The 16,321-nt window shown below is 73.2% G+C and carries 16 protein-coding genes; 10 read left to right on the forward strand and 6 right to left on the reverse strand.

The genetic code is table 11. From position 1 onward, the window contains the following. Window positions 1-70: 70 nt before the first annotated feature. The 8 genes from ACZ7OU_RS23045 (at window position 71) to ACZ7OU_RS23080 (ending at window position 8,759) form a co-directional block, all read left to right on the forward strand. Window positions 71-433, forward strand: coding sequence for a DUF6223 family protein (locus ACZ7OU_RS23045; RefSeq protein WP_470256618.1), 363 nt, complete (start codon window positions 71-73; stop codon window positions 431-433). Window positions 434-451: 18 nt separating this feature from the next. After that, window positions 452-1,216, forward strand: coding sequence for a metalloregulator ArsR/SmtB family transcription factor (locus tag ACZ7OU_RS23050; RefSeq protein ID WP_470257646.1), 765 nt, complete (start codon window positions 452-454; stop codon window positions 1,214-1,216). Beyond that, a complete protein-coding gene (locus ACZ7OU_RS23055; protein WP_470238046.1) occupies window positions 1,206-1,595 on the forward strand; it encodes a VOC family protein in 390 nt (129 codons plus the stop codon). Before ACZ7OU_RS23050 ends, ACZ7OU_RS23055 begins: the two co-directional genes overlap by 11 nt. 98 nt (window positions 1,596-1,693) lie before the next feature. Further along, window positions 1,694-2,959, forward strand: coding sequence for an APC family permease (locus tag ACZ7OU_RS23060; protein WP_470256619.1), 1,266 nt, complete (start codon window positions 1,694-1,696; stop codon window positions 2,957-2,959). 163 nt (window positions 2,960-3,122) lie between these two features. After that, the gene (locus tag ACZ7OU_RS23065; RefSeq protein ID WP_470256620.1) at window positions 3,123-4,061 is read left to right on the forward strand and encodes an ABC transporter ATP-binding protein; all 939 of its coding nucleotides are present in this window, start codon (window positions 3,123-3,125) and stop codon (window positions 4,059-4,061) included. Next, window positions 4,058-5,413: an ABC transporter permease gene (locus ACZ7OU_RS23070; RefSeq protein WP_470256621.1), complete on the forward strand. Its 1,356-nt coding sequence runs from the start codon at window positions 4,058-4,060 to the stop codon at window positions 5,411-5,413. The genes ACZ7OU_RS23065 and ACZ7OU_RS23070 overlap by 4 nt, the downstream gene beginning before the upstream one ends. A gap of 4 nt (window positions 5,414-5,417) precedes the next feature. After that, complete coding sequence (locus tag ACZ7OU_RS23075) at window positions 5,418-8,180, forward strand: alkaline phosphatase family protein (RefSeq protein WP_470256622.1); 2,763 nt, start codon at window positions 5,418-5,420, stop codon at window positions 8,178-8,180. Between the two features lie 162 nt (window positions 8,181-8,342). After that, entirely contained in the window at window positions 8,343-8,759 is a 417-nt protein-coding gene (locus ACZ7OU_RS23080; RefSeq protein WP_470238041.1) for a hypothetical protein, read from the forward strand. Window positions 8,760-8,981: 222 nt separating this feature from the next. Here ACZ7OU_RS23080 and ACZ7OU_RS23085 read toward each other — a convergent pair whose 3' ends face one another. From ACZ7OU_RS23085 to ACZ7OU_RS23100, 4 genes are all read right to left on the reverse strand, one after another. After that, window positions 8,982-9,896 (reverse strand): M56 family metallopeptidase, encoded by a 915-nt coding sequence (locus tag ACZ7OU_RS23085; RefSeq protein ID WP_470256623.1) that lies wholly within the window; start codon window positions 9,894-9,896, stop codon window positions 8,982-8,984. Further along, on the reverse strand, window positions 9,893-10,267 hold the full coding sequence (locus ACZ7OU_RS23090; protein WP_470256624.1) for a BlaI/MecI/CopY family transcriptional regulator: 375 nt from the start codon (window positions 10,265-10,267) through the stop codon (window positions 9,893-9,895). Before ACZ7OU_RS23090 ends, ACZ7OU_RS23085 begins: the two co-directional genes overlap by 4 nt. 71 nt (window positions 10,268-10,338) lie before the next feature. After that, window positions 10,339-12,327, reverse strand: coding sequence for a glycosyltransferase family 4 protein (locus ACZ7OU_RS23095; RefSeq protein ID WP_470256625.1), 1,989 nt, complete (start codon window positions 12,325-12,327; stop codon window positions 10,339-10,341). Then, entirely contained in the window at window positions 12,324-12,977 is a 654-nt protein-coding gene (locus tag ACZ7OU_RS23100; protein WP_470256626.1) for a DUF998 domain-containing protein, read from the reverse strand. The genes ACZ7OU_RS23095 and ACZ7OU_RS23100 overlap by 4 nt, the downstream gene beginning before the upstream one ends. Before the next feature lie 120 nt (window positions 12,978-13,097). On the opposite strand from ACZ7OU_RS23100, the gene ACZ7OU_RS23105 reads away from it, so the two are divergent. Continuing rightward, complete coding sequence (locus ACZ7OU_RS23105; RefSeq protein ID WP_470256627.1) at window positions 13,098-13,547, forward strand: DUF1707 SHOCT-like domain-containing protein; 450 nt, start codon at window positions 13,098-13,100, stop codon at window positions 13,545-13,547. A gap of 9 nt (window positions 13,548-13,556) precedes the next feature. On the opposite strand, the gene ACZ7OU_RS23110 is transcribed toward ACZ7OU_RS23105, so the two are convergent. Further along, complete coding sequence (locus ACZ7OU_RS23110; RefSeq protein ID WP_470238035.1) at window positions 13,557-14,297, reverse strand: ABC transporter permease; 741 nt, start codon at window positions 14,295-14,297, stop codon at window positions 13,557-13,559. 29 nt (window positions 14,298-14,326) lie between these two features. Here ACZ7OU_RS23110 and ACZ7OU_RS23115 point away from each other — a divergent pair, with 29 nt between their 5' ends. Beyond that, window positions 14,327-14,761 (forward strand): hypothetical protein, encoded by a 435-nt coding sequence (locus ACZ7OU_RS23115; protein WP_470256628.1) that lies wholly within the window; start codon window positions 14,327-14,329, stop codon window positions 14,759-14,761. Between the two features lie 24 nt (window positions 14,762-14,785). Here ACZ7OU_RS23115 and ACZ7OU_RS23120 read toward each other — a convergent pair whose 3' ends face one another. Next, complete coding sequence (locus tag ACZ7OU_RS23120) at window positions 14,786-16,297, reverse strand: FAD-dependent oxidoreductase (protein WP_470256629.1); 1,512 nt, start codon at window positions 16,295-16,297, stop codon at window positions 14,786-14,788. Window positions 16,298-16,321 lie beyond the last annotated feature (24 nt).

Genomic DNA, 16,321 nt, shown 5'->3' on the forward strand with positions numbered 1-16,321 from the left:
GCACGACGACTGATGGGGGTTCGGCGGACATGATCAGGCCAAAGTCCAGTCGTAGGAAGGGAAGAACGTCATGTCCGTCCATCACCTGCTCGCTGCCGCGGCAGCCACCGTGGCCCCTTACACCCTCACCGCGGCGCGGCTCTGGGCCACCGCGGCCGCGCTGCTGGGGCTCGCCGCCGCGGTCATCGGTGCGCTGGCGCTGGCCCGCTCCGGCCGTCGTACCGGCAACGGCGGTCGCAGGGGAGCCATCGTGGCCCTGGTCGGGGGGCTGACCGCCGCGGCAGGCGGCGTGCTGAACCTGGCCGTCGCCGACGGTGGTCCCGGCACCGGCAACGGAGTGGTCGGGGGCGCCGCGGCCGTCGTGATGGGGCTGGTCGCCGCGGTCCTCGGCGGGCTGGTGGTGGCCCGCTCCCGGCTTTCGGCCCGAGTCTAGATACATCAATCCAGTTTGATGTATATTCGGGCGGTGACGTCCGAGGAGCCGCCGGCGTTCGTCCGGTTGATGGCCGATCCGCTGCGGTGGCGGCTGGCGCGTGAGCTGGCCGCCGGCGACCGGCGGGTCCGTGAGCTGGTGGCGGCGGTCGGGCAGCCGCAGAACCTGGTGTCGTACCACCTGCGGCAGCTGCGATCGGCCGGGTTGGTGACGGCGCGGCGCAGCAGCTTCGACGGCCGCGACAGCTACTACCACCTCGACCTCACGCGGTGTGCGGACGCGTGGGCCGAAGCCGGAGCGGCGTTGCACCCCGGGTTCGGGGTCACGGCGTCGCGCCCGGGTCGCGCGCGGGTGTTGTTCCTGTGCACGGGAAACAGCGGCCGTTCCCCGCTGGCGGAGGCGTTGCTGCGGCACCGCACGCGGGGTGCGGTCGAGGTGGCCAGCGCCGGGAGTCACCCGAAACCCCTGCACCCCAACGCGGTGCGCGTGGCGGCCGAGCGCGGGATCACCCTCGAGCACGAGCCGACCCACCTGGACTCGCTGCGGCGACGGCGGTTCGACTGGGTGATCAGCCTGTGCGACAAGGTCCGGGAGGTCGCCCCGGCCTTCCCGGGGCGGCCGGTGACGATCCACTGGAGCCTGCCCGACCCGGCCCGCGAGCCCGATCCGGGCGGCGACACCCTCCCCGCGTTCGAGCGCACCGCCGCCGAACTGGACACCCGGATCCGGTTCCTGCCCTTCACCCTGACGACCGATGCGGAGGAAACCGATCATGACCGCTGACCTGGACGGCCTCGTGAGCGTGCGGTACCTGGTCGACGACGTCGACGCCGCGATCGCCTTCTACACCGGGCACTTCGGGTTCGCGGTGCGGACCCACTTCCCCCCGGCGTTCGCGGACGTGACCCGCGGCAACCTGCGGCTGCTGCTGAGCGGGCCCACCAGCTCGGCCGGCCGGACCCTGCCGGGTGGCGCCCAGCCTGTCCCGGGCGGCTGGAACCGGATCCACCTGATCGTCGAGGACATCGACGCGGAGGTGGCCCGCCTGCGCGCGGCGGGGGTCGCGTTCCGCAGCGAGGTCGTGGGCGGGCCGGGCGGCCGCCAGATCGTGCTCGACGACCCGGCGGGCAACCCGGTCGAGCTGTTCCAGCCCCGCACCTGACCCGCCGACGCACGGGAAGGCTCGACGATGACTGGCGGCAACACTCCGGCGTTCGCGCGACGGCTGAGTACCGGTGCCGCACGACGAAAGGCCCGACGATGACCACCGGCAACACTCCCGCACTCGCGCGGCGGCTGGGCACCGGCGACGCCGTCGTCATCGGGCTCGGGTCGATGATCGGTGCCGGTGTCTACGCGGCCTTCGGCCCGGCGGCCAAAGCCGCCGGAAGCGGCCTGCTCATCGGGCTCGTCCTCGCCGCCATCGTCGCCTACTGCAACGCCACCGCCTCGGCGCAGCTGGCCGCGCAGTACCCGACCTCCGGTGGCACCTACGCCTACGGCCGCGAGCGGCTCGGCCCGTGGTGGGGCTTCACCGCCGGCTGGGGGTTCGTCGTCGGCAAAACCGCCTCGTGCGCGGCCATGGCGCTGACCTTCGCCACCTACGCGGTCCCCGGCCCGTGGTGGCTGCAGCGTCTCGTCGCGGTCGCCGGCGTCCTCGCGCTGGCCCTGCTCAACACCCGGGGCGTCACCCGCACCGCCCAGCTGACCCGGCTCCTGGTCACGATCACGCTGATCGCGCTCGCCGTGCTGGTAGCCGGTATCGCCTTCGGTGGCGCCGCGACGCCCGCGCACCTCGGCGACGCGTCCGCGTGGACCTCCGGTGGGGTCTACGGCATCCTCCAGGCCGCCGGGCTGCTGTTCTTCGCCTTCGCCGGCTACGCGCGGATCGCCACCATGGGCGAGGAAGTCCGTGATCCGGCGCGCTCGATCCCGCGCGCCATCCCGCTCGCGCTCGGCATCGCGGTGGTCGTCTACCTCGTCATCGGCGTCGCCGCGCTGCTCGCGTCCGGACCCGCCCGGCTGGCCGAATCCGCCGCGCCGCTGACCACCGCCGTCACCGACGCGGGTGCCGGCGGCCTGGCCCCGGTCGTGCGGATCGGCGGTGCGGTCGCCAGCCTCGGCGCGCTGCTCGCCCTGATCGCCGGCATCGGACGCACGAGCCTGGCGATGGCCCGCAACCGCGACCTGCCGGACTGGCTCGCCGCCGTCCACCCCCGGTACCAGGTCCCGCACCACGCCGAACTCGCCCTCGCCGCGGTCGTCTCCGTGCTGGTCCTGACTGTCGACCTCCGCGGCGTCATCGGGTTCTCCTCGTTCGGGGTGCTGGTCTACTACGCGGTCGCGAACATCTCGGCGTTCACCCAGCGGCCGCCGGAACGCCGGTGGCCGCGTTGGCTGCAGATCCTCGGCCTGCTCGGCTGTCTCGTCCTCGTGACGACACTGCCGTGGCAGTCGATCGTCGCCGGGGTCGCGGTGTTCGTCGTCGGCTTCGCCGGCCGGCTGGTCGTGCTCGCCGCAAGGTGAGGCCGTGGTTAATTCTTTGCCAGTCACCGCTTTAATTCGGACATTTCACCGGCACGGCTGACGCTGGTCGATCCGCGTTTCGTGAACGTTCACCTTCCCCGCCCGCCGCAGTCACTTGCTGTCCCTAAGTTTTCGGGCGGGTCAGGAAGAAGGTGACAGCCCCATGGAAACTCCTCGGGCAGTGCGGGCACGGGGGATCACCAAGTGCTTCGGTGACGTCGTCGCCCTCGACGGCATCGATCTGGATGTCGTGCACGGTCGGATCCACGGACTGGCCGGCCCGAACGGCGCGGGGAAGACCACGTTGCTGGGCCTGCTGCTGGGCTTGGCCGTCGCCGACGAGGGCAGCCTCGAGGTTCTCGGTACGCCGGTCGGGCGGGCGCTCGCCGCGCCCTTCGGCGTCGCGGGCTTCGTGGACGGGCCGGGCCTTTATCCTTCGCTCACCGCGCGGCAGAACCTCGCCGCGCTGGCCGCGTTGCGCGGCCGGGACAAGCGGTCCGCGGGCATCGACGACGTGCTCGGCGAGGTCGGGCTCACCGACGTCGCCGACGACCGGGTCCGCGGCTTCTCCCTCGGGATGCGCCAGCGCCTCGGCCTCGCTTCGGCCCTGCTCACCGAACCCCGGCTCCTGGTGCTCGACGAGCCGGCCAACGGCCTCGACCCGGCAGGCAAGAAGACCGTCCACAGTGTCCTCGAGCGGCTGGCCGACGGCGGCACCGCCGTGGTGCTCTCCAGCCACCGGATGGACGATCTCGAGGCGCTGTGCTCCGAGGTCACCATCCTCGCGACCGGCCGGGTCGTCTTCACCGGTCCGCTGGGCAAGCTGTCCGCCGAAAACCGCGAACTCGACTACCGCTTGCGCACCTCCGACCCCGGCGCCACCCGGCGGCTGATCGGTGACACGGCGGGGATTCGTCTCGTCGACGACGCCGGCGTCCGGCGCGATGCCGAGCTGCTCGTGGTGCGCGCGCTCGTGCCCGCGCTCGACGAACTGGTGCCGCGCCTGGTGAAGGACGGCATCGCCGTGCGCGAGCTCGCGCCGGTGGTGTCTCCGCTGGAGGCCGCGTTCCTCGCCCTCACCGGACAGGAGGCCGGCCGATGACCGCGAACGTCGCCGCCGTCCCGGTCGCCGCCCGCCCCGTCCCGGTGTCGCGCGGCTACCGCTTCGAACTCGTCAAGCTGTTCTCCACGTGGCGCATCCGCTTGCTGGTCCTCGCTTGCTGGGTCGCCCCCGCGTTGTTCGTCGCCGCGGTGAGCGAGCAGAGCTCCCTGCCCGTCGACACCCTCTTCGGCCGCTGGATGAACGCCACGGGCTGGGCCGGGCCGCTGGTGATGCTCGGGTTCGCGGGCACCTACGCGCTCCCGCTGCTGACGTCGGTGGTCGCCGGCGACGTGTTCGCCGCCGAAGACCGGCTCGGCACCTGGCGTCACCTGCTGGTGGCGGTCCGGTCGGCCCGGCGCGTCTTCGTCGCGAAAGCGCTTGCCAGCCTCACGGTCATCCTGGTGCTCGTGGCCGGGATGGCCGTCTCCAGCACGGCCGGCGGCCTCCTGACGGTCGGCGACCGGGCGCTGGTCGGCTTCGACGGCCACCTCCTGGCGCCGGGGGACGCCGCGGGGCAGGTCCTGCTCGCGTGGGTGTGCGTGCTCGCCCCGACGCTGGGCCTCGCCGGGGTCGGGTTGCTCGGGTCCGTGGTGTGGGGGCGGTCGCCGATGGGCCTGCTGCTGCCCGCCGTCGTCGCACTGGCGATGGCGCTGGCCCAGCTGCTGCCGTTGCCCGTCGCCGTGCGCCTCGCCTTGCCCAGCTACGCGTTCATCGCGTGGAACGGCCTGTTCACCGACCCGGCCCAGCTCGGGCCGCTCCTGGTCGGGATCGGGGTGAGCCTGGCGTGGGCGGCCGTCGCGACCGCGCTGGCCTACCTGCTGTTCGTGCGGCGCGACTTCACCAACCCCGCCCACGACGGCTCGGGGCGCCGGGCGCTGACCGTCGGCGCCCTGCCACTGGCCGGGCTCCTCGTGGTCACGGCCGGGATCATCGCCGCGGCGACGCCGGCCTCGGGCTCCGGCATCGACCAGGACAAGGTGCAGCGGTCGGTCGCGACGGCGTTCGCCCACCTCTACCGCCTGCAGACCCGGCAGCTCAACCGGCCCGACGTCACCGAGGCGCAGCTGGCGGCGGTGGCCGCCTGCACCAAGGGCGACGGCCTGGTCGCGGCGGAGGGGCCCGGCAACGACTGGCGGTGCGTCGTCTCCTGGCACCTCCCCGGGGTCGAGGCCACCGGGTCGGCCATCTACCAGCTCGACGTCACCTCGGACGGGCGGTACGTCGCCGACGGCGACGGACCGAAGGAAGTGAACGGCTACTTCCAGGTGCGGACCCCGGACGGGGACCAGCCCAACCCGCTCTGGCAGTTCGACGCGAACGTCGAGCTGCTCTCCTCCACCCCGAAGGGATAACCCGATGCAGGTAACACGCCGCAGACGGCGTGTCGGGAAGGGCCGTTCCGGCCTTCTCGGTCACTTCAGTGCACACCGGCTCCGCTTCGTCACCGCCGGCTCGGCCACGCTCGTGCTCGTCGCCGCCGGCACCGGGATCGGTGTCGCGTCGACGCAGCAGTTCGGCGAGGACCAGGTCGGGCAGGTCACCGACCAGGGCCAGGTCGTCTCCGCCGACCAGTACCTCCGGCCCATCGGCGACCGCCTGGTCGTGAACAACGGCAAGATCATGGCGTCGGCGGTCAGCCCGGACGGCAGCCACCTCGCGGCCCTGACGACCGACGGCGGGATCGCGCTCACCATCGTCGACCTGAAGAGCTGGAAGGTGCAGCAGCTCGTCGGCAACTCCGCGACGGCGAACCTGCGCATCGCCGGCAACGACGTGGGTCAGGAAGGACCGACGTACTCGCCGGACGGCAAGACGCTGTGGCTGGCCCAGACCGACGGCTACACCCGCTTCGCCGTCAACCCGGACGGCACCGTCGCCGCCCCGACGGCGGTCAAGATCCCGGCGGACGGGCCCAAGCACGCGCTGGTCGCGCAGGCCGTGTTCTCGCCCGACGGCTCGACCGTTTACTCCGCCGTCAACGGCCAGAACCGCGTCGTCGCCCTCGACGCGGCGACCGGGGCGATCCGGCAGAGCTGGGCCGTCGGCAACGCACCGCGTGACCTGGTCCTGGCCGGGAACAAGATCTACGTCAGCAACGAAGGCGGGCGTCCCGCGCGCCCCGGCGAGCCGACGCTGAACTCCTACAACACCCAGGTGCCGGCCAATCAGTTCACCGGCGCCACGACCAGCGGCACGGTCAGCGTCATCCACCTGGCGAACCCGGCCGCGGCGCCGGAGAGCATCGACGTCGGCCTGCACCCGACCGCGGTCTACGTCAAGCGCGGCACGCTGTTCGTCACCAACACCGCGAGCAACACCGTCTCGGTCATCGACACCGCCCGGGACAAGGTCGTCCAGACCATCGCGACCCAGCCGTGGCCGGAAGCTTCGGTCGGCTACGAGCCGGACGGGGTCACCCTCACCGACGACGGCCACCTGCTGGTGACCCTCGGCCGCGCGAACGCGGTCGCCGTGTACCGCTACCAGCGGGCGCAGGAGCCGGTGAGCTACGTCGGCCTGCTGCCGACGGACTACTTCCCGACGGCGATCACCACGGTCGGCAAGGACGTCGTGGTCTCCAACACCCGCGGCATCGACGCCCGCCGGCCCACGACGGCGGCCGGGCACGGCACCCACGACACGACGTCGAGCGTGCAGAAGTTCCGGCTGCCGGACGACCGCGCGATCCGCGGGTACACCGGCCAGGTCTTCCGGCAGAACGGCTGGACGGACAACTCGGTGCAGGTGGCGCACGACAACGGGCACCGGAACCCGGTCCCCGTCCCGGCGCGGCTCGGCGACCCGTCGACGATCAAGCACGTTTTCCTGCTGGTCAAGGAGAACCGGACCTACGACCAGCTCTTCGGTGACGAACCGCGCGGCAACGGCGACCCGGCCGTGGCGCAGTTCGGCGAGAACGTGACACCGAACCAGCACGCGCTGGAGCGGCAGTTCGGGTTGTACGACAACACCTACGACATCGGCACGAACTCCGCCGAGGGCCACAACTGGCTGATGCAGGCGGACAACCCGGAGTACACCGAGTCGTCGGCGGGGGAGTACCTGCGCAGCTACGACACCGAGGACGACGCGCTCGGGCACCAGAGCTCCGGCTTCCTCTGGACCGGCGCGCAGGCGGCCGGGAAGTCGGTGCGGGACTTCGGCGAGTTCCAGCAGTTCCTGACCAAGCCGGCCGCGGCGAGCTGGCAGAACCTCTACTGCGACTCGAAGAACATGGCCGCGACCGGGGAGCCGAGCGCGTACCCGATGGTGTCGTCGTCGCCGATCCCGTCGCTCAACAGCGTGTCGGTGCCGGGCTTCCCGAAGTTCGACACCGCGGTGCCGGACCAGTACCGGTACCAGATCTGGAAGAACGACTTCGAGAAGAACGGGCCGGCCAACCTGAACATGTTCTGGCTGTCGAGCGACCACACCGGCGGCCCGCCGAACGCGGCCGCCCAGGTCGCCGACAACGACCTCGCCGTCGGCAAGATCGTCGACGAGATCTCGCACAGCCAGTACTGGAAGGACTCGGCGATCTTCGTCGTCGAGGACGACTCCCAAGCGGGTCTCGACCACGTCGACGGCCACCGGGCTCCGGTGCAGATCATCAGCCCGTACGCCCAGCACGGCGTCGTGGACAGCCACTACTACTCGCAGATCACGATGATCCGCACGATCGAGCAGATCCTCGGGGTCCGGCCGATGAACCAGAAGGACAGCGCCGCCACGCCGATGAGTGCGGCGTTCACGGCCAAGCCGAACCTCGCCCCGTTCACGGCATTGCCGAACCGGACCTCGCTGACCGGCGGGCTCGCGACCCCGCCGTCCTGCGGTGCGGACGTCCCCGCGCCCCCGGACCCGGCCGCCGCGCCGGTGCCGTCCTCGGCGGTACCGGCGGACAAGCGGCAGGTGGCGGGTCAGTGGACGGAGTGGCAGGCGCACCAGCGCCTGACCGGGCCGAACGCCGTGGCCGACTACGCCAACCCCGCGCAGATGAACCACTTCACGTGGTACCAGACGTACGGGTGGCAGCAGCCCTACCCCGGTGAGAACCAGGTTTACCCGCCCGATCAGGTTCCGGGCGCGTACATCCCGTCGGCCGACTCGGACGGCTGACGCAGCAGGTCCTGAGGCCCCTGTCCGGTACTGCCGGGCAGGGGCCTCGTCCGTCCTGCCGGGTGACCCTCGGTGGTGTCGCGCGTGGCGGTGGGTCCGGCGCGGGAAGATCCCTTACCGTCGCCGGATCCGGAGGCCGCCAGCGATGAGGAGCAGCGACCCGTGGCGACCGCCACCGAGACACCGCACTGGATGATCAGGTCGTCCACCGAGACAGCGACGTTCACGCACCTGGGAGATCCCCTGGACCGGGCGGGCGACGCCGCGCCGCGGGTGTGGAGCGGGCGCGGCCTGGCGATGCCCGCAGCCGACCTGCCCGGCTTCGGAGCGGCGTTGGGCGAGGCGATGAAGCTCCCGGACTACTGGTCGGCGCGATCCCGGTCGGCGGACGTCTCGGCCGGCGACCGAGCGGTGTGGTCGGTGCCGCACTACGACCTGGACGACGACTTCGTCTACATCGCGGGACCGTGCCTGCTGGCGGAGCCCCGGCCTGGGTACCGCCCGGTCACGGCGTTCGCGCTCGCCCTGGTCCACGTCCGCGGGTTGCGAATCCGCGTCGCGGCTTACCTGAGCGGCTGACCCGTCCGGCGCGGTCGCGTCGGCTGCGAGCGCTGGGGCCGGTGGTGACTGTAGAACCGCTTCACCCGCCGGAGGCCTTCGTGCCCCACCCCAACGCCACGCACCCGACTGGTTGCGCCGGCGCACACGGCTGGGCCCGGTCCAGATCGCCGGCCGGCTCGGCATCCCCGCCTCGACCGTGCACGCCGTCCTGACCCGGAACAACGTCCCCGGACATCACACCTAGCGGCCGGCCTGGGCGAGCTCGATGCCGTCGTGCAGGTCGGCCGCGCTGTCGAGCGCCGTCTCGGCCGACAGGCCCGCCAGCCCGATCACCAGTGCGCTGAGCAGCACCACCGGGGTCCGGCTCGAGACGCGCGGCCGGGGTGTCAGCAGGGCGGACACCCGGCGGGGGACCGGGCCGCCGGTCGCGGCGAGCGCGAAGCCGTCGTGCGAGCGGCCGGCGAGGGCGGCCTTGGCCACGGCGTGCGCGACGACCGTCCGGTCGCCGATCCGGTGCGCCGCGGCTTCGTCGGCCCAGCGTTCGAGGGCGAACCCGGCCGCCGCGCACAGCGGGCGCAGCAGCGGGTTCAGCGCCGAGGACAGCTTCAACGCCAGCAGGAACAGGTGGTGCCGGGACGCGAGGTGGGCACGCTCGTGCGCCAGCAAAGCGGACCGCTCACGCGGGTCCAGCGCCGCCAGCAGGCCGCTCGAGACGGCGATGCGGCCGCCGCGGCCGGGCACGGCGAACGCCACGGCCTCGGCGCCGGGCAGCAGCACGACTCCGTCGCGGCCGTGTTCGTCCAGTTCGCGCGAGACGCGGCGGGCCCACCGCGCGTACCGGACGATCGTGCGCGCGAGCAGCGTCACCACCACGGCCAGCACCACGCCGCTCGCGATCGACACCGGCACGTCCACGCCGCTCGCCGCCCGGAACGCCTGCGGCGACCAGCGGCCGAGGGTGGCGACCGCGGGGATCAGCGAGAGCCCGGAGAAGGCGAGGAGGGCCAGGGCCGCGGTGCTGCCCGCGGCGAGGACCAGGCAGGCGCCGGTGAGCAGCCGGCTCGCCGTGCGCGGCGGCAGACGGGGTTCGACCAGCCGGGCCGCGGGCCGGGCCAGCACCGGCAACAGCAGCGGGATCAGCAGGTCGATGGTCATTTCTTGCCGCGCAGGAGGTCTCGCAGCAGGGCTTCGTCGGAGTCCGACAGCTGCGTCACGAACCGGGCCAGGACGCTGTCGCGGTCGGGCTCGCCGTCGAGGACCTTCGTCATCTTCCGGGCCGCGAGCCCGGCCTCGTCGTCGACGGCGTGGTAGCGGAACGAGCGTCCGTGCTTCTCCCGCGTCGCGACGCCCTTGTCGTGCAGCCGGCTGAGGATCGTCACGACGGTCGTGTACGCGAGGTCGTCGTCGAGCCGCGCCTGGACATCGGTGGGGGACAGGGGTCCGTCCGCGCCCCACAGCACGCTCAGCACCTCGGCTTCCAGCGCGCCGGGCGCGCGCCGTGCCGTGTCCTTCCGCCGGTTCCCCATCCTCGGAATCTACACGGCTGTCGTAAGCGCCCGGCCGATCGGAGTTCGGCCGGGCGCTCACCCGGGACCGGCTACGCGGCCTGGCCGACGGTGGACGACGTGGGAATGCCCAGCAGGATCCGGTACTGCGTCTCGAAAGTCGCCAGCGCGTCCGCGATGTCGTGGCGCGCGACGATCGCCCGGGACGCCTCGCCCATCCGGGCGCGCAGGTCCGGGTCGGCGGCCAGCTCGGCGATCCAGCGGGAGATCGTGGTGATCGCGCCCGGCTCGAACAGGTAGCCGTTCTCGCCGTGGTGGACCAGGTGGGGCAGGGCGAGCGCGTCGGCGGCGACGACCGGGAGGCCCGCCGCCATGGCCTCCATGGTCGCGAGGCTCTGGAGCTCGGCCGTGCCGGGCATGCAGAAGACGTCGGCCTCGGCGTAGTGGTGCACGAGCTCGGCGTCGGAGACGAAGCCGTGGAAGGTCACCCGGCCGGCGATGCCCAGTTCCGCGGCGAGGGCTTCGAGCTCCTGGCGCCGGGTGCCGTCGCCGACGAGGTCCGCGCGGACGTGCGGCAGCGGGGCGAGGGCGCGCAGCAGCTGGTCGATGTTCTTCTCCGCGTCGAGGCGCCCGACGAACAGGACCGACGTCGGCCGGTCGAGCGGGCGGGCCGGTGCGGCGTAGTGGGCGAGGTCGATGCCGCAGGACACGACCTGGGCCGGCCGGTCGAGGCCGATCCCGGCGAGGACTTCGGCCGCCCGGGGCGTCGGCGTCGTGATGATGCGCGCGTCGCGGTAGACGCGGACGAGGTCCTTCCAGGCCCAGCGCGCGATCGCGGCCTTCACCCGCCGGGGGAACGGGGTGTAGCCGAGGAGGTTGTCCGGCATGAAGTGGTTGGTCGCCATGCCGGGAACGTCGCGGCCGGCCGCCACTTCGAGCAGCGCGCGGCCGACGCCGAAGTGGGCTTGGACGTGGACGACGTCCGGGCGGACCCGGTCCACGATTTCGCCGATGGCGGCGCGGACGCCACCGGGGGTGCAGAACCGGTAGTCGCCGTGGAACGGGATCGCGCGGGACCGGACGCGGTGGATCGTGTAGCCGTCCCGCCGCTCGGTGCGGGCCGGGCCGTCGTCGGACGGGCAGACGACGTGGACGTCGTGGCCGCGGCCGGCGAGCCCGCGGGCCAGGCGCTCGGCGAAGAACGCCGCGCCGTTGATGTTGGGCGGGAACGTGTCGGCGCCGATCAGGACGCGAAGGCCGGTCGGGTGCTCGGGCACGGGTTTCTCCTCGATCTTCGGATGGGCTTGCGGAACGGCACCGGCGAGCGCGCGCACACCGGCGAGAGCGACGACCGCGGCGAGCGCCGCCGCGGGCTGGGGGACTTCGCCGTAGGCCACGGCGGCCACGGCGACCGCGGTCAGGGGATCGAGCACGGTCGTCGTGCCGACGACGACCGCGGTGGGACCCGCGGCGTACGCGCGGTGCAGGATCACGCCGCCGGCGCCGAGCAGCAGCAGCGCCTGCCCGCCGAGCAGCACCGCGGTGGCCGGCGGCTGGGACGCGGCGGCGTGCACGACCGACGAGCCGAGTCCGAAGAGGACAGCCGACGCGGCGGCCAGCGCGGCGCACCCGGCCCGGGCGAACCAGGCGAGCGCCGTGACCACGAACCCGGTGACGGCAACGGCTTCGGCCGTTCCCGCGCTGATCGTCACGGCCGGGGTGGCCGAGGCGGCGAGGGCCACGAACCCGGCCACGCCCGCCACCACGAGCACGACGGCGGTCACCACCCGGCGGTCGCGGGCGCGCCGTCCGAACAGGACGGTCAGGACCAGGCTGAACACCCCGAGCGGCTGGACCACCGGGAGCGGCGCCAGCGACAGGGCGACGACGTGCAGCAGGCTGCCACCGGTCGCCAGCGCCGTGCCGGCCCACCAACCGGGGGAGCGCAGCAGCCGGGCCAGGGAGCGCAGTCCGGGCGTGCCCTCGACGGCCAGCTCGGTGACCTCGGCGTGCTGCCGGGTCGCGGCCACCGCGAACAACACGGCGGCGACCAAGGCACAGACGATGGCCAGGGCGGTCATCGGACGGCCGCCGGAGTCGTGGAGGGACCGCGGTCCGCGCGCCGCAGGGCGACCGCCATCGTGGCGACGATCAGGAACTCGGCCAGCAGCGCGACGCGTTCGAGCAGCCCGGCCGGCAGCCAGCTGACGATCTGCGCCGCGCCGAACGCGGCCGCGGTCACGACGCCGGCGATCGCGCCGCGCCGGAGCGCCGGGGCCGCGGTGTGCCAGCGGGGCTCGGCTCGCAACCGGGTGCTCAACGCCCAGGTCGCGAGCGGCAGGCCGGCGAACAGCATTGCCCCGCCGAACCGGTGGATCTCACCCGAGACGGTGGGGTCCGCGGCGCTGACGCTGCTCCGGAAGAACAGGACCACCATGAGCCCGGCCGCCCAGAGCAGGAAGAGGGTGCTCACCAGCGGACCGCGGGGCAGCGAGGCCAGCTGCGCGGCGACCGCCAGCGCCGCCGCGCAGGCGAGCAGCAGCAGGATGGCGACGGCGAACAGCAGCCGGCCGCCGCGGTGCCAGGCGTAGTCGCTGACCGGGTCGCGCCACGGGCTGACGTAGCCCGCGAGCCCGAAGGTCAGCCCGGCGATGATCGCCTGCGCGACGGCGGCCATGACCAGCGTCAGCGTCGCCAGCGGCGTGGGCGAAAGCGCGATCCGTGGAGTCACCTGTCAGACGGTGTCGCCCGACCATGAGAGTTCGATGAGGATCGCGCTGGGTTTCGCTAAGAAGCGCCCGGCCGCGGTTAGCCTCGGGCAGAGGTGATTTCGGAACGAAAGAGGAAATCGATGAGCGAGAACGCGCCGGGTACCACTGTGCCCGAAGGGATCCGCTGCTCGGACGCGGAACGCGAGGAGGTCCGCGCCGCCCTCTGCGCGGCGGCCGGTGAGGGCAGGCTGACGATCGCCGAGGTCGAAGAACGTCTGGGGCGCCTCGAGGAGATCCGCTATCGGCACGAGCTGGCCTCGATGACCGCCGACCTGCCCGCGCCGGAGCAGGCCGCCACCGACGGGTGGCGCCGGATCCTGGCCGCCGCCGGCGCCGCGTTCAGAGCCGACGTCGCGGTCCTGCGCGGCCGAGCACCCGCGCCCGGCCGTCGCCGGCTGCTGCTCTTCCTGACTGTCCTCATCGGACTCCTGATCGCCGCGGCGATCGTCGTGGGTGCCGTGCACGGCTTCGGGGCGGACGGTTTCGAAGGCCACGAGATGGGCGCGTTCGAGCACGCCCACGGCGGCTGACCGGGTGCCTCACCTGGTGAGCTTGCCGGCCGCGACCAGCTGCACGGTGACCAGGATCGACACGGCTTCGGCGGCGAGCAGCCCGATCAGCACCAGCACTTGCGTCAGGCCCGCTTGGATGGGTCCGGCGCCGCCGAGCAGCACGCCCACGTAGGCGCCGGGGAGTGTCACCAGGCCGACGGTGCGGGTCTGGTCGAGGGCCGGGATCAGTGCGTGCCCGGCCGACGGGCGGCAGATCTCCAGCGCGGCCGGCCGCGGCAGGAACCCGAGGGCGAGCGCGGCTTCGTATTCGCCGTGGCGGGACTTCAGCTCGTCGAGGGCGCGACGCGCGGCCTGTGACGTCGCGGTCATCGCGCCGCCGATGACGATGCCGGCGATCGGCACGACGGCGATCGGCCGGAGCGGGACGACACCGGCGCCCAGCACGAGGCCGAGCACCGGGGCGACCCCGGCCGCGATGGCCGCCGCGGTCCACGGCAGGTTCGCCCAGGTCCCGACGCGGCGGGCGGACGTCACCGCGGCGATGGTGAACATCAGCAGCACGAAGAGCCCGGTGAGCGGAGCCGACCGCAGGACGGCGGTGATCACCAGTGACACCAGGGCGAGCTGTGCGACGGCCCGGACCGCGGCGATCACGACGGCCCGGCCCTGACCGATCTCTCCCCACCGGACGACGGCGGCCCCGGCGGCGGTGAGCAGGACCAGCACCGCGACGAGGGCGGGCCCGAAGGTGATCGCTCCGTTGTTCACGCTGCCGATTCTGCCCTACTTTCCGGTGAATGCGGGCTCACTGCGTCCTCAGTGGACAGTCCTGCCGGGTGCGCGCAGGCGTGCACGTCGAGATCGAAGCCGGCGGCCGCGCGGTAACCTGTGAGCACCAGGCCGACCGGGCGCGGCCGCCGGACGAGGAGCTGATCGCCATGCCGGCTGACCACGACCGGCCGCTGCGATGGGTGCGACGAGTCGCCGTGCTCGTGTGGGCGTTCAGCTGGTACACGATCTACCGCGAGATCTTCGTCTGGCACCACATGACCACGAGCCTGCGCTTCCGCCCACCCGACCCGCCGCCGGGGGTCACCGGGCGGCCGCGCCCGGGCCTGCCGCTGATCGCCGTGTGCACGACGTCGGTGCTGGCGCCTCTGATCGTCCTGGTCGCGAGCGGGCTCATGCGGGCTCGCCACCCAGCGGTACCCGCCACCCGCCGAGACGCCTGAGCAGCCCCCGGATCCCGCCGAGGATCAGCCGACCGCGTCACCGAACCAGCGCCGGGCGGCTCGCTCGAACGAGCCGCGGTCGGGCACGCGCTCGCCGGCCCAGGCGACGGTCCCGTCGGGACGGACCAGGACCGCGCCGAGGCCCAGGTCGTTCTCCGCCGTGCCCGCGGCGTACCGCAGGTCGCTTTCCCAGCCCGCCGCGGAAGCCCTCAGGTCCTGTTCGGCGCTGAAGTCGAGCACGACGCCGCGGCCGTCTTGCATCAGGTCGGCCAGGGTCGTTCCGTCGGTCAGCCGGAAGTCCGGGGCCATCCGGCCGACCAGCGGCCGGTCGCTGCCGAGGTCGTAGCGGACCGAGGTGCCGGACAGCTTTTCGAACACGTACGTCGTGCCGTCCCGGGTTCCGAGCAGGTCGCGCAGCACGCCCTGGACCGCCTGGGCGTGCGGATCCGGCCGCATCGACGCCACCTGGGCCCGCGTCCAGTCAAGCGCCCAGGCGCCGGCCGGGTGGCGCTCGCGGGTGTAGGAGTCGAGCAGCCCCTCCGGGGCCTGCCCGCGGATGGTCGCCGCGAGCTTCCAGCCCAGGTTGACCGCGTCGCCGAGGCCCGTGTTGAGCCCCTGCCCGCCGAGGGGCGACACGATGTGCGCGGCGTCGCCCGCGAGCAGGACCCGGCCCCGCCGGTAGGTCGTCGCCTGCATCGCCCGGTCGGTGTAGCTCGAGGCGAGGCGGACCTCCGTCAGCGTCACGTCGGTGCCGGACACGCGGCGCAGCACTTCCTGAAGGTGGTCGCGCGTCAGCTCTTGCGAACGGTCGTACGCGCCGCCGTCGAAGTCCATCACGCCGATGTGCCCGTCCGCGGGCAGCCGGAGGTACATGCCCCGCGGGGTCAAGGTGAACCCCGGGCTCAGCTTGTCGGCGTCGGGGATGGTGGCGAGCGCGACGTAGCCGGTGAACTGGGGCTCGGTGCCGGCGAACTCGAAGCCCGCGATCCGGCGCACCGCGCTGCGCCCGCCGTCGCAGCCGACGGCCCAGCGCGCCGGGTGGTCGTGGCCGCCGGCGTGCACGACCACGTGGTCGTCGTCCTGGGTGAGGCCGTCCACCACGACCCCGCGGCGGATTTCGACGCCGAGTTTGGCGGCTCGCTCCGCCAGGACCGCTTCGAGCGTGTCGAGGCTCGTCATGACGGCGTCCGGCACGGGGCCGGGCAGCCGGAACGGCAGGGCGGTGAGGTCGACGTCGGCCGCGTCGAGCACGATCCCGGCGAAGTGCCCCGCGAAGCGCGCCCGAGCCGGCTCGTCGTCGGGGCCGGCGCCGAAGGCGGGACCCGCCTCGGTCAGCAGCGGCTCCAACAGCCCGCGCCGGTGGAACGCGGCGATGGAGGTGGCGAACAGGCCGCGCCGTCCGAGCGGGGCCGTCCGCCACGGGGTGCCGGGCTCCGGTTCCCGTTCGAGCACCAGGACCGAGCAGCCCGCGAGGCCCAGCTCACAGGCCAGGAACAGACCGACGGGACCGGCGCCCACGATCACTGCGTCATGCATGAGAAATCCCCTTCCGTAGCGACC

Source organism: Amycolatopsis sp. NPDC114505 (assembly GCF_055633615.1).

Bases quoted from the DNA above. Each gene is read 5' to 3' on its own strand.
- ACZ7OU_RS23045 (WP_470256618.1), top strand. From the start codon at position 71: ATGTCCGTCCATCACCTGCTCGCTGCCGCGGCAGCCACCGTGGCCCCT.
- ACZ7OU_RS23050 (WP_470257646.1), top strand. From the start codon at position 452: ATGTATATTCGGGCGGTGACGTCCGAGGAGCCGCCGGCGTTCGTCCGG.
- ACZ7OU_RS23055 (WP_470238046.1), top strand. From the start codon at position 1,206: ATGACCGCTGACCTGGACGGCCTCGTGAGCGTGCGGTACCTGGTCGAC.
- ACZ7OU_RS23060 (WP_470256619.1), top strand. From the start codon at position 1,694: ATGACCACCGGCAACACTCCCGCACTCGCGCGGCGGCTGGGCACCGGC.
- ACZ7OU_RS23065 (WP_470256620.1), top strand. From the start codon at position 3,123: ATGGAAACTCCTCGGGCAGTGCGGGCACGGGGGATCACCAAGTGCTTC.
- ACZ7OU_RS23070 (WP_470256621.1), top strand. From the start codon at position 4,058: ATGACCGCGAACGTCGCCGCCGTCCCGGTCGCCGCCCGCCCCGTCCCG.
- ACZ7OU_RS23075 (WP_470256622.1), top strand. From the start codon at position 5,418: ATGCAGGTAACACGCCGCAGACGGCGTGTCGGGAAGGGCCGTTCCGGC.
- ACZ7OU_RS23085 (WP_470256623.1), bottom strand. From the start codon at position 9,896: ATGACCATCGACCTGCTGATCCCGCTGCTGTTGCCGGTGCTGGCCCGG.
- ACZ7OU_RS23090 (WP_470256624.1), bottom strand. From the start codon at position 10,267: ATGGGGAACCGGCGGAAGGACACGGCACGGCGCGCGCCCGGCGCGCTG.
- ACZ7OU_RS23095 (WP_470256625.1), bottom strand. From the start codon at position 12,327: ATGACCGCCCTGGCCATCGTCTGTGCCTTGGTCGCCGCCGTGTTGTTC.
- ACZ7OU_RS23105 (WP_470256627.1), top strand. From the start codon at position 13,098: ATGAGCGAGAACGCGCCGGGTACCACTGTGCCCGAAGGGATCCGCTGC.
- ACZ7OU_RS23115 (WP_470256628.1), top strand. From the start codon at position 14,327: ATGCGGGCTCACTGCGTCCTCAGTGGACAGTCCTGCCGGGTGCGCGCA.
- ACZ7OU_RS23120 (WP_470256629.1), bottom strand. From the start codon at position 16,297: ATGCATGACGCAGTGATCGTGGGCGCCGGTCCCGTCGGTCTGTTCCTG.